The organism is Gilvibacter sp. SZ-19 (assembly GCF_002163875.1).
Lineage (GTDB): Bacteria > Bacteroidota > Bacteroidia > Flavobacteriales > Flavobacteriaceae > Gilvibacter.
Map to the genome: position 1 here is coordinate 1 of NZ_CP019333.1, position 12,254 is coordinate 12,254.

A 12,254-nucleotide genomic window follows, 5' to 3' on the forward strand; every position below is an offset into this window, starting at 1 on the left:
CCGTTTTTCTTTAAACCAAACCAAAATCAAAAAAAATTAGAAGTTTTTTTTCAACACTTTCTAACGCCTTGATTTGTTACGATTTAGAAATTTTCGGGTTAGGGAGTGTAGCGAAAATCCCACAGGTACACCAAAGGTGAACCGAGGAATTGCAGCGTAACGCCCGACCGCAAAACGGCTGCTACAGGCTGCAAGCCCAGTAGTAGCGTGGCGCGGTAACCCCATAATACATTTAAGAACGATAATCGCACAATGCCAGGTACGGCTAGAGGCGAAATACTAAGATACAACCTCTCTGGAGATTGGCAAAATAAAATTTGTGGAGTTATTAACAACTATTGGTTGTCCCAATGATCGGTAAGATCCAGAAAATCAATGTCGAAGGCAGGCTTTTGACGCTCTAGCAGATTGGCTTGGAAAGATCGCTCTAAGATATCCTCGATCAGATAGTCCTCTTTGACCTCAAAAGGTTTGTATTCTTCTTTGAGCGAAATGTCGAACATGCTTGCGGTGGTATTGTACCAAAAGGCACGCCAACCGGTACGGAGTTCTTTGACCAGATCAAAAGCCGTGCGGCCGGTTTGTCTGTAAATGAGTTTGACCAAGATCTGCCCTTCGGTGCGGGTGAGCTTTTTGAGGCGATCTGAGAACTCCCCTTCAATATATTTCTGAATGCGCTTGGTGTATTTCTTGCGCTGGCTCTTGTCTTCTATACTGTCTAGGCGCTGTTGCAAAGAGGTCAAACGTTCGGAGGCAAGCTTGGCATAGGGATACACTTTGCGGGTTTTACGTCTGAGGATCAAATAGCGTCTGCGATCTTCTTTAGAATTGAACTCGAGCTTATTGAGCAGCACTACCTCATCAAGATCTATGAACTCTCTGGGTATGGTGTCTCCTTCTACAAAATAGAAGAAGCGTTCGGTGCTATCTATTTCTATGGTAGCGTTTTCCCGCTCATCTTGCGCCTGAGTATTAGCACTGTAAGCCAATAGAGCAATACATATATATAGGAGTAGGTTCTTTTTCATTAATGGGTATGCTGCTAAAACCATTCCAAAATTAATAAAAGCCACTCCAATAGGCCTAGTATAAATTCGTAAATTTGAGTTCTTAAATTTTAACCCACCATGGCAAAATCCATATTAAACAAAAAATCTATGGCCTTTTTGGAGGCCTACCTCAATAATGCCGCCCCCACAGGTTACGAGTGGGACGGACAAAAACTCTGGATGGAGTACCTAAAGCCTTACGTTGATACCTTTATTACCGACACTTACGGATCTGCCGTTGGAGTGATCAATCCTGACGCTCCCTATAAGGTTGTTATTGAAGGGCATGCTGATGAGATCTCCTGGTATGTTAATTATATTACAGACAACGGTTTATTGTACGTGATACGCAATGGAGGAAGCGACCACCAGATAGCGCCTTCTAAGGTAGTGAACATCCATACTAAAAAAGGAATTGTAAAGGGTGTATTTGGTTGGCCTGCTATACACACGCGCAATCGCGCTAAAGAAGAAGCGCCGAAACCGGAGAACATCTTTATCGACATTGGAGCCAAAGACAAAAAGGAAGTGGAAAAGATGGGTGTACACGTTGGTTGTGTGATCACCTACCCGGATGAGTTCCATGTATTGAATAAGGACAAATTTGTTTGCCGTGCTTTAGACAACCGCATGGGTGGTTTTATGGTGGCCGAGGTTGCCCGTCTTATTAAAGAGAACAAGAAGAAATTGCCTTTTGGACTCTATGTGACCAATTCGGTTCAGGAAGAGATAGGTTTGCGCGGAGCACAAATGATCGCCGAGCGTATTCAACCAAATGCAGCCATTGTGACCGATGTGACTCACGACACCACTACCCCAATGATCGATAAGAAAAAGCAAGGACATCAAAAGATCGGTGAAGGTCCCGTGATCGCTTATGCTCCGGCTGTACAGCAAAAATTGCGCGACTTGATCATAGAAGCTGCAGAAGAAAATGACATCCCGTTCCAACGATCTGCCTTGTCTAGAGCCACAGGTACAGACACCGACGCCTTTGCCTATAGCAATAGCGGGGTTGCCTCTGCCCTTATCTCTTTACCACTGCGCTATATGCACACCACGGTTGAGATGGTACACCGAGAAGATGTGGAAAATGTCATTAAACTAATTTATGAATCTGTACTTAAGATCAAAGATGGCGAGAGCTTCAGCTATTTTGATTAATGAATTTATGAATCTGTAATATTGAAAAACCCGGGCTAAGTTCCCGGGTTTTTTATTGTATATAACCTATTCATAAATTGTTGATTATCGAATTGTAAAGTGCTTGTGTAAAGGGAGCGCATCTAGTACATTTACAACATAAAACTTATCCCTAAATATTTATTACATGAAAAATCTGCTTTTTTTACTTGCCTGTACTCTGGTGTTGACCTCGTGTAGCCAGGATACGGAAGATTTAACCAACCAAACCGACCCCGCTGTCGATCTCAAAATCTTTGACGACACTAATTTTGGTGTATATGAAGGTGTATTCTCAACTGCAAAAGGCGATAAACGAGCCACAGTTACAGTAAAAATAACATCGGAAGATGTTGCTATGGCTACCTTATACTTTAGCGATGGTTCCACCACGGTAGCAAGAAGTAAATCTCCTATAATTAAAGGAGAAGCAATTGATAACGTAATTTTCGAAGGAAAAGAAGTTAGCTTCCAGTTTTCAGCCGATGCTGACGGTGGTAACTCTAAGGCGACGAACGTTGTTTATTTAAAGGAAACTGCCGATATCATCACGGCAAAATCGACAAGCCGAGCGCCAGTTACCTCATTAACAGGGACCTATATTTGCAACACTTGTGAAAACCCTAATCCAAGAACCTTTAACGTTTTGATTTCTGGTGACGGAACAGGAGATCAAACCTATACCGCTCAAACCAGCTTCAACGGAAATACCTTTAACGGAAATGGTGCCCAGAGTGGATGCAGCACAGCTGGAAACTTTGATTACTGCGATATTAATGACACTGGAGCCATTGCTGTTGGTGCTGGAACTGTAAATTGGAGCGGAACTGTTATTTACGGAAACGGCCTTACTAATTGTGGTCAGTTAATTGGTCAGTGGTATTTTACAGGCAGTGCTAATGACAAGTCTGGAATTTTTGCTACAGATCAAAGATGTACTGCGATCTTAGCTGTTGAAGATTTCGAAGATAGCACAGTGGCCTATACCACCAGCGTTCCTGAATTTACTGACGGAGGCACCGACTTCTTTTTACGTACTAACGGATCTGATATTAGTGGTGCATATGTGGTGGACAATATTGTAGAAAACTCCTACTTTGCTGCTCAAGACATTGATGGTGAAGGAGCAACGCTACCTGTATATTTAGAATTCACTGATATTACATTAGTTACCGGTAATGAGCAGTTGTTTGTAGACCTACTTTTGGCAGAAGATGACGATGCGGCAAATCAGGATTGGGATGACTCGGACAATGTGATTGTGCAATACAGTTTTGACAATACAACTTGGACTAATATTCTTGCTATCGAAGGCGAACTTGGAGCTTCTTCTTTTAGCAATACTCCACGAGTAGATACGAACGGAGACGGATTTGGTGACGGAAAAGAAGTGACTAATGTTTTCGACAATTTTGTGGGTACATTCCAGAATAATGCGACGACTAATCCTACTGCTTCTGGAACTGTTAGTATTAGAATTCAATTCCAATTGAATTCTGGTGATGAAGATATTGCAATAGATAACTTTTATCTTCTAGAAGAAGTTAACTAGTAACTCTCGTTACAGACATAAAAGAACCGGGCTTAACGTCCGGTTTTTTATTAATCCTATTTTAGTAAAAAGGGCTTTTCCCTCTTTATTTAAGGATTAGTCTCGGGCCTCATTTTTTTTATCTTTGCCTTAAATTGTAGTAGCCCTTGCTATTTAATTCATTCAGTTTTGGTCTGTTTCTTCCCATCGCCTTTTTGGTGTATTGGGCGGTAGGTAGGCAGCACATAAAGCGTCAGAATCTTGTCCTCTTAGTTGCCAGTTATATTTTTTACGGCATGTGGGATTGGCGTTTTCTCTCGCTGATCTTTGCTAGCTCCTTGGTAGACTTTTACGTTGGGATCTACCTCCCGAAGGCTAAAGATCAATTCCGCAAGAACAGCATCTTGGCCTTTAGTGTGCTCTGGAATCTAGGAGTGCTTTTTCTCTTTAAATATTACAACTTCTTCATTGCAGGCTTTTCGGAGCTCTTCGCCTTGAACACAGAAGACTACGTATTTAGCTCTTTGCGTGTTATCTTACCTGTTGGACTAAGCTTTTATACCTTTCAGACCTTGAGTTACAGTATAGATGTGTACCGCGGGCGTTTTAAGCCCAGCACCAACCTACTTAACTTTTTGTGCTTTGTTAGCTTTTTTCCGCAATTGGTAGCAGGACCTATAGAGCGTGCGCGCAATCTCTTGCCACAGTTCGACAAGGAGCGCAAGTTCGATCTGGAATTGGCCAAAGACGGGCTGCGTCAGATACTCTGGGGATTGTTTAAAAAGGTCGTCGTGGCAGATAATGCCGCTGTGGTGGTCAATACCATCTATGCCAGTCCTGAAGATCACGGGAGTTTATCGTTGCTTTATGCCTCTGCCCTGTTCTTTTTCCAGATATACTGCGATTTTGCCGGCTATTCCGACATTGCCATTGGAACGGCCAGGTTGTTCGGTTTTAGGCTGAGCAAGAACTTCAACATTCCGTATTTGTCACGTTCGGTTGCAGAGTTTTGGCAACGCTGGCACATTACACTGACCAAATGGTTTACAGACTATGTTTACGGGCCGCTTGCAAAGAACAGCAAGAATTATGTGGTTCGCACTGGGGCGCTCTTTGTGTCTATGGGACTCATTGGACTATGGCATGGTGCAAATTGGACCTTTATTGTCTTTGGATTGTTCCAAGCCTTAACCATTTCTATTGAGCGCATTCCAGTTAAAATTAAGGGCAAGGTGGTCAATATCAATTACTATCTCACCAAAATGCCTTTAGGGCTAACGGTGATCTACAGCTTTGCGCTGATCATGACCTCTTGTATCTTTTTTAGAGCTGAAAATCTCGACACCGCCTTTTATATCATCGGGCGTATTTTGCAGGGAGTTCCCTCAGAGCCCTTTTCCTTTGAGATCGGTTATCGGGTGCTCTTTATTCCACTGCTGATCTTAATGGAATACTTTACAAGAAATCAAGACCATCCGTTTGTAAAGCTAGAAGCCAAAACCGGGCGAGTAGCTCGATGGGCAGTATACTATCTGTTTATATTTTTTATATTACGCTATGCCGGACCAAAAGAAGAGTTCATATACTTCCAATTTTAGCCCTGTACAACTGCGGTTTCTAAAACGGCTAGCACTTTTTTTAACCCCAGTAGTGCTTATAGCCATAGCTTTGGAACTGCTGGTTGGCACTATCCCGAGCACTTATAGTTTTGTTGGCCAACAATTGGAAAGTGAAAGCGATAAAATTGAGGTGGCGGTCTTTGGGTCGTCTCAGATAAAGAACAGCGTGAATCCGGAGTACATTGAAAAGAAAACCCTCAACATAAGTTCTAGCGCACAACATCACAACTCAGATTTTCTGCTTTTAAAAGGCTTGGTAGAAAGGCTCCCTGCTTTAAAGACTGTAGTGTTCGAAGTCTCATACGGCCATTTTGAGATCCCTCATAACACCAAGTACTATTGGAAAAAACCCGTTTTTCTGAAATACTATGGTATAAATACTTTTGAGCGCGCTGTATACCCCACAGACAGCCTTTTGTATATGTCTCACCCTGGATTTTTTACCACCCAACTCTTTGATAAGTTTGTTCGCGACAGTATGCCTGCTTTTAATCGCTTCGGATTCGATACAGGCAATTACGACGGACGCTTTAAACGCTTGGGATTCGATCTGGATTCAATTATGAAAGATCCAATAAACATCAGCAGAAGAGAATCCGCAGTAATCCTCAAATACAATACTGCTTATTTTAAGGAGATGTTGGAATTTTGTCACCAACGAGATCTAGAGGTAGTGATCATTTCGCCTCCTACCTTTACTAACTACAACAACAAACGTGATGCAGCTGTGCTGCGCAGACGCGATAGTGTCTTAGCGCTATTCCAAGCGCAATATCCGAACTTAAAGCTTCTGATTGCCGAAACCGACTCGCGTTATAAGGTTACCGATTTTAGAAACGGCAATCACCTCAATCCTGATGGGGCAGAGAAATTCAGCAAACAACTCGACAGTTTGCTCAAGGCCAATTAAGATTTCAATTGCTGAAAATACCTACGGGCTTCTTTAAGCACCCTTGGCGCCATAATTAGCGTTGCCAGCATAGTCGGTATGGCCATCAACGCGAAAACACCATCTATCAAGTTGATCATTAAACTCAGCGAGGTAGTTGCGCCTAGAATAATACTTCCTATGTAGAAGATATTGTAATACTTTTTATTATGAGCTCCGAAGAGATAACTCATACACTTACTGCCGTAGTAGGAATACGAGAACAAAGAAGATATGCTAAATACCGCTATACAAATTAGCAACACATAGCTTCCTATACCTGGCAAACTAGACTCAAAGGCCGAGGCTGTAAGCGATACTCCGTTAGCATCTGTGGTTTCCCAAACTCCGGTGACCAAAATAGCGAGCGCTGTTAGCGTACAAACAATAAGCGTATCTATAGCTGGCCCTAACATAGCAACGAGTCCTTCTCGAGTTGGCTCGCTGGTCTTTGCTGCTCCGTGGGCCATAGGCGCTGTACCTATACCGGCTTCGTTAGAAAAGGCACCGCGTCTTATCCCCAAAAGGATAAGCCCTCCGACCAAACCTCCAAATAGCGGTTCGCCAGAATAGAGTTCGGCACTAAAGGCGTCTGTAATTATAAGGCTCAAATACTTGGGAACCTGATCGAAATTCACTCCTAAGATGTAAAGCACGGCTACAAAGTACAGCAGCACCATTGACGGAACCAATTTTGCAGCCGTTTTACTTATTCGCGACAGCTGCCCAACTATAACCACAGTGGTAATACCTACCAGAATAAGGCCTATGATAAGGTTGGATTGTAAACCAACCTCGATATTGTTAGGCACCAAAAGAATATCGTTGATGGCCTGCGTAAGCTGATTCACATTAAAGACAGGTAAGGCTCCTATCATTCCGGCCATACTAAAGAAAACGGCCAGAAACTTCCATTTTTTACCCAAGCCTTCCTCTATAAAATACATAGGGCCACCTTGCACCTCTCCTGCACTGTCCTTACCGCGGTAAAGAATCGCTAAAGATGCGGTAAAGAACTTGGTAGACATACCCACCACGGCAGAGACCCACATCCAAAAAACAGCTCCGGGGCCACCCAGAGCAATGGCAACTGCTACTCCGGCTATATTTCCCATCCCCACGGTAGCCGAAAGCGCAGTGGTAAGGGCTTCGAAATGATTGATCTGCCCAGGATCGTTTGGATCGTCGTACTTTCCGCGGAGTACATTGATGGCATGACCTAAATATCTAAAAGGAAGAAATCGCGAACGGATCAATAAATACAATCCGCCTCCAATAAGTAATATTAACAGCGGTAAACCCCAGACAAATGAGGCAAAATCGGCAACGATCTTATCGAGAACTTCCATAGTGTGCAGAACTAATTAATGGCCTAAAATACCATTATTATTTTTGACCTCGAGCATATTTTGTCAATTGCAAAACTTGCCCTATTTTGACTTCGCTAACTAAGCAATGACTATGAGGCACATAGGGGCTATCCTACTTTTATTACTGTTCTCTCTGGCTGTACACGCCCAAGAATCCCAAAACAACTGGCGCACAAACGCTCGCATACTTAACCCAGAATTACTTTTTGGCCAAACCTATGAGTCTAACAGTAATTTCCCAGATACAGGGCTGCAATATCAAGTGGTAATGAATTTTGGAATGGACAATGCCAACAATCCGCAGCAATGGGCCCAGAGACTAAAAGCCCCCGTTACTGGTCTTTCAATAGGTTTAACCAACTTTGGTAACCGAGACAGTTTGGGCTTAGCCATTTCGGTGATACCCTACATACATTTCAATATTTTTAAAAAAGAAAAGCTTAGCGCCTTGGTAGGTCTGGGAGGTTCTTATCATACCGAAGGCTTTGACGCGGTCAACAATCCAAACAACCAAGCAACTACTACAGACCTCACCTGGGCTTTTAGAACAGCTTTCTACTACCGGTTTTTACAGACCCAAAACAGTGATTGGCGAGTGGGCATTAATTATGCACATCATTCTAACGGACATACGCGTCTGCTGAATCAGGGTTACAACTCGTTTTTAGCGAGTTTGTCTGTGTCTTTTCACGAAGAGGAATTTGAGGTTTTGCCAGCCGGTAGCTTACCGGAATATGAAAGCAGTCGACTTAATTATTTTAGCCTGCGCTACGGGCAAGGCTTTAATGTCTTGGCCTTGGCGATCAACGACCAAAGACCAGTATATACTGTCGCTGGCGAATTTGGACGGGTTTACAACAACACATTTAAATTGGGGCTTGGCTTTGCCTACAGATTGTATCAGCATTATTACGATTACATTAGAAACAATGAATCTCTGGTGCAAGACGGGCGCGAATTTGATTATTTTAAAGAAGACCCCTGGCGTTACGGCAGTAATTTTGCCATTACCTTTAATGGAGAGTTCCTGCTGAATCACATTGGGCTGGACTTGCAACTGGGTCTAAACCTCCACAAACCAGGATATCAAATAGACTGGCGCTTGAACGAAGGCTGGGACAACACCCCGCGAGAAGTGCCTGAAACTTGGATGTTGGGAGAGTTCAATTCTAAGTATCAGATAAAAAAACTAATCTCTTCGCGGCTTGGCCTCAAATACTATCTAATCGGGAATGAGCAAGCTCCAAAACACAATATATTCTTGGGAGCTCATTTGAGTGCTAATTTGGGGCAGGCAGATTTTACAGAATTCAGCATTGGCTATGTTTACCAATGGAAACCCAATAAATCCAAATAATATGGATATCGCAATAAAGATTACCGTAGTACTAGTAGCACTCTTACACCTCTATTTCATGTACTTTGAAATGTTTGCTTGGGAATCTCGCGGCCCAAAGGTATTCCGCGGATTTAAAAAGGAACTTTTCAAACCGACCAAAAGTATGGCAGCCAATCAGGGATTATATAATGGTTTTCTGGCAGCCGGTTTAATTTGGTCGCTTTTTATCACAGATCCGCTCTGGGCAACCAAAGTGGCTCATTTCTTTCTAGCTTGTGTCTTAGTTGCAGCGATTTATGGTGCTGCTACCGTGAGTAAGAAGATCCTTTACGTACAGGGAGTTCCTGCCTTGATTGGACTAATTCTGCAAGTCCTAAAGGAATATCTCTAAGCCTTTAAGTAGTTGAGTACGTTAGTTTCTATGCGTTGCTCAATGTTGGAAATATCGGCACGCTTAAAAGAAGTCCCGGTAATGTGTTCAAAAAGTTCAATATAACGCTCCGAAACACTCTCGATATATTCATCGCTCATGTAAGGAACTGTCTGCCCTTCGAGGCCTTGAAAACCGTTGGCAATTAACCATTGTCGCACGAATTCTTTGGAAAGCTGTTTCTGCTTCTCCCCCTTGGCTTGACGCTCTTGGTATCCATCCGCATAAAAATAACGCGAAGAATCCGGAGTGTGAATCTCGTCTATAAGAACGATCTCACCTGCTTTGGTCTTACCAAATTCGTATTTGGTATCAACCAGAATCAAACCACGTTTGGCTGCGAGTTCCGTACCGCGTTGAAATAGCTTACGGGTATAATCTTCAAGCACAGAGTAATCTGCTTCGGATACGATTCCGCGCTTTATGATATCTTCTCTGGAAATGTCTTCGTCGTGATCGCCTTTCTCTGCCTTGGTAGCCGGAGTGATGATCGGCTCTGGAAACTTATCGTTCTCCTGCATGCCTTCTGGCATAGGTACACCACAGAGCAGACGCTTACCGGCTTTGTATTCACGCGCAGCGTGTCCACTCATATATCCTCTAATTACCATTTCCACTTTAAAAGGCTCGCAAGCCTTTCCTATGGCTACATTAGGGTCTGGAGTAGCTAGGAGCCAGTTGGGCACCAAATCCTCCGTATCGCGCATCATTTGCGTGGCAATCTGATTTAGGATCTGACCTTTATAAGGAATCCCCTTAGGCATAACAACATCGAAAGCACTTAATCTGTCGGTGGCTACCATGAGTAGCATATCGTTATCTAAAGTATAAACCTCTCTTACCTTCCCGCGGTAAACCTGTTTTTGCCCAGGGAAGTTAAAATCAGTGGACATCAGTGTTCCCTTCATTTCAGTTGCGATTTTCAATTTCGTTATAAGCGGCGATAACCTTTTTCACCAAGCGGTGACGAATCACATCCTTATCGTCCAAATGTACTATACCGACTCCATTGATATCCTTAAGTACCAATAAAGCTTCTTTAAGTCCGGAGATCACACGGCGTGGTAGGTCAATTTGGCCTGGGTCTCCGGTAATCATGAACTTGGCGTTCTTACCCATACGGGTTAAGAACATTTTCATTTGTGCATGGGTGGTATTCTGCGCTTCATCTAGAATGACAAAAGCATTGTCTAAGGTTCGACCACGCATAAAGGCCATAGGAGCGATCTGAATAACTCCTTTTTCTATGTAAGAGGCCAATTTTTCCGCTGGGATCATATCGCGAAGCGCATCGTATAAAGGCTGCATATACGGATCGAGCTTTTCTTTAAGATCTCCCGGTAAGAATCCGAGGTTCTCTCCTGCCTCAACTGCCGGACGTGTCAGGATAATTCGACGCACCTCTTTATCTTTCAATGCTTTAACCGCTAAGGCTACTCCCGTATAGGTTTTACCGGTACCGGCAGGACCTATGGCAAATACCATATCGTTCTTGCGCATGGTCTCGACCAGCTTGCGTTGGTTGACCGTTTGCGGTTTGATCAACCTACCGTTTACTCCGTGTACGATAACCTCACCACTGCTTTGATCGGTCTCATAATCGGCACGACTTGCACTGGTCAATACGCGCTCGATGACGTTCTCGTCTAACTTGTTATACTTGCCGAATTGCTCCAGAATCATGTTGAATCTCATGTCAAACTCTTCCAAGAGTTCTTCGTCTCCGTAAACTTTGATTTTACTGCCGCGTGCTACGATCTTTAACTTTGGAAAGTATTTTTTTAGCAGTTCGATATTGGCGTTGTGTTGGCCAAATAATTCCCGAGGATTGATCTCGGTGATTTCAATAATGAGCTCGTTCAAAAGCGAGGTGTTTTTAAGATTGCAATAAACTTAGAAATACTTAGTTTTGTTTGAAACAAAAGTAGGTTATTTTTACCTCAAAGAATTAACAAAATATCAACAATCCAAGGGATGCCAATTATCACCTTAACAACTGATTTTGGAGAGAAAGATCACTTTGCAGGAGCGGTTAAAGGAGGCATCTACAGCGCTTTAGAAGATGTGCGTATTGTCGATATCTCCCACTCCATTTCGCCTTTCCACATCAGCGAAGCAGCCTACATCATTCAGAATGCCTACAAAAGCTTTCCGTTAGGTACTATACATATCATTGGAATAGATTCGGAGCTCAATCCCGAGAACAAGCATATCGCGGTATATTTGGACGGGCATTACTTTGTTTGCGCAGATAACGGTATCATCTCTATGATCACTCAAGAATTCCGTCCTGAGAAGATGGTAGAGATCAATATCCACGACAGACTCAAAAGCAATTTCCCTGTTTTAGATGTTTTTGTAGAAGTGGCTTGTCACATTGCTCGAGGAGGGACTTTAGATGTCATTGGAAAAGACATTCAACAGATCAAACAACTCAAGGGAATAACTCCTGTGATAAACGCAGACGCGAGCCAGATCATCGGTAACGTAATCTATATTGACAATTACGGCAATGTGATCACCAATATAAACAAGACGCTCTTTGAGAATACTCGAAAAGGGCGAGGTTTCAATATTTCGGCACGTACAGTAAGATTCAATAAGGTTTTTGAACGTTATAGCGACGCCATAAACTTTGATGTGCATCCAGACCGCCGCGAAGAGGATGGTAAGAAATTAGCCGTCTGGAACTCTTCTGGCTATCTGGAACTCGCCATTTACAAAAGCAACCCCAGTACCGTAGGTAGTGCGTCGACCCTCTTTGGGTTGGGCTATCGCGATACCGTAACCGTAAAATTCATATAAC

The 12,254-nt window shown here is 43.1% G+C and carries 11 protein-coding genes; 7 read left to right on the forward strand and 4 right to left on the reverse strand.

Annotated features, from left to right (window positions below; all coding sequences use genetic code 11):
* Positions 1–335 precede the first annotated feature (335 nt).
* Positions 336–1,028 carry a DUF4294 domain-containing protein gene (locus BTO09_RS00005; RefSeq protein ID WP_087522696.1) on the reverse strand — a complete coding sequence of 231 codons (693 nt, stop codon included), beginning with the start codon at positions 1,026–1,028 and terminating at the stop codon, positions 336–338.
* Positions 1,029–1,127: 99 nt separating this feature from the next.
* Between BTO09_RS00005 and BTO09_RS00010 the strand changes: the two genes are divergently transcribed.
* From BTO09_RS00010 to BTO09_RS00025, 4 genes are all read left to right on the forward strand, one after another.
* Entirely contained in the window at positions 1,128–2,213 is a 1,086-nt protein-coding gene (locus BTO09_RS00010) for a M42 family metallopeptidase (protein WP_087522697.1), read from the forward strand.
* A gap of 166 nt (positions 2,214–2,379) precedes the next feature.
* The gene (locus tag BTO09_RS00015) at positions 2,380–3,783 is read left to right on the forward strand and encodes a hypothetical protein (RefSeq protein ID WP_087522698.1); all 1,404 of its coding nucleotides are present in this window, start codon (positions 2,380–2,382) and stop codon (positions 3,781–3,783) included.
* Positions 3,784–3,929: 146 nt separating this feature from the next.
* Entirely contained in the window at positions 3,930–5,360 is a 1,431-nt protein-coding gene (locus BTO09_RS00020; protein ID WP_087522699.1) for an MBOAT family protein, read from the forward strand.
* A 52-nt stretch (positions 5,361–5,412) separates the two neighbouring features.
* Positions 5,413–6,291 (forward strand): hypothetical protein, encoded by an 879-nt coding sequence (locus tag BTO09_RS00025; RefSeq protein WP_157663374.1) that lies wholly within the window; start codon positions 5,413–5,415, stop codon positions 6,289–6,291.
* Here the strand turns inward: BTO09_RS00025 and BTO09_RS00030 are convergent.
* Positions 6,288–7,658, reverse strand: coding sequence for a sodium:alanine symporter family protein (locus BTO09_RS00030; RefSeq protein WP_087522701.1), 1,371 nt, complete (start codon positions 7,656–7,658; stop codon positions 6,288–6,290). The two genes, BTO09_RS00025 and BTO09_RS00030, sit on opposite strands and share 4 nt — an antisense overlap.
* A 112-nt stretch (positions 7,659–7,770) precedes the next feature.
* On the opposite strand from BTO09_RS00030, the gene BTO09_RS00035 reads away from it, so the two are divergent.
* On the forward strand, positions 7,771–9,036 hold the full coding sequence (locus BTO09_RS00035; RefSeq protein WP_087522702.1) for an acyloxyacyl hydrolase: 1,266 nt from the start codon (positions 7,771–7,773) through the stop codon (positions 9,034–9,036).
* Between the two features lies 1 nt (position 9,037).
* Positions 9,038–9,409 (forward strand): DUF1304 domain-containing protein, encoded by a 372-nt coding sequence (locus BTO09_RS00040; protein ID WP_087525444.1) that lies wholly within the window; start codon positions 9,038–9,040, stop codon positions 9,407–9,409.
* On the opposite strand, the gene BTO09_RS00045 is transcribed toward BTO09_RS00040, so the two are convergent.
* Positions 9,406–10,356 carry a phosphoribosylaminoimidazolesuccinocarboxamide synthase gene (locus BTO09_RS00045; RefSeq protein WP_087522703.1) on the reverse strand — a complete coding sequence of 317 codons (951 nt, stop codon included), beginning with the start codon at positions 10,354–10,356 and terminating at the stop codon, positions 9,406–9,408. The genes BTO09_RS00040 and BTO09_RS00045 overlap by 4 nt on opposite strands.
* A gap of 1 nt (position 10,357) precedes the next feature.
* On the reverse strand, positions 10,358–11,311 hold the full coding sequence (locus BTO09_RS00050; RefSeq protein ID WP_087522704.1) for a PhoH family protein: 954 nt from the start codon (positions 11,309–11,311) through the stop codon (positions 10,358–10,360).
* A gap of 111 nt (positions 11,312–11,422) precedes the next feature.
* Here BTO09_RS00050 and BTO09_RS00055 point away from each other — a divergent pair, with 111 nt between their 5' ends.
* A complete protein-coding gene (locus BTO09_RS00055) occupies positions 11,423–12,253 on the forward strand; it encodes an S-adenosyl-l-methionine hydroxide adenosyltransferase family protein (protein ID WP_087522705.1) in 831 nt (276 codons plus the stop codon).
* Position 12,254: the final 1 nt, after the last annotated feature.

Bases quoted from the DNA above. Each gene is read 5' to 3' on its own strand.
- BTO09_RS00005 (WP_087522696.1), bottom strand. From the start codon at position 1,028: ATGAAAAAGAACCTACTCCTATATATATGTATTGCTCTATTGGCTTAC.
- BTO09_RS00010 (WP_087522697.1), top strand. From the start codon at position 1,128: ATGGCAAAATCCATATTAAACAAAAAATCTATGGCCTTTTTGGAGGCC.
- BTO09_RS00015 (WP_087522698.1), top strand. From the start codon at position 2,380: ATGAAAAATCTGCTTTTTTTACTTGCCTGTACTCTGGTGTTGACCTCG.
- BTO09_RS00030 (WP_087522701.1), bottom strand. From the start codon at position 7,658: ATGGAAGTTCTCGATAAGATCGTTGCCGATTTTGCCTCATTTGTCTGG.
- BTO09_RS00035 (WP_087522702.1), top strand. From the start codon at position 7,771: ATGAGGCACATAGGGGCTATCCTACTTTTATTACTGTTCTCTCTGGCT.
- BTO09_RS00040 (WP_087525444.1), top strand. From the start codon at position 9,038: ATGGATATCGCAATAAAGATTACCGTAGTACTAGTAGCACTCTTACAC.
- BTO09_RS00045 (WP_087522703.1), bottom strand. From the start codon at position 10,356: ATGAAGGGAACACTGATGTCCACTGATTTTAACTTCCCTGGGCAAAAA.
- BTO09_RS00055 (WP_087522705.1), top strand. From the start codon at position 11,423: ATGCCAATTATCACCTTAACAACTGATTTTGGAGAGAAAGATCACTTT.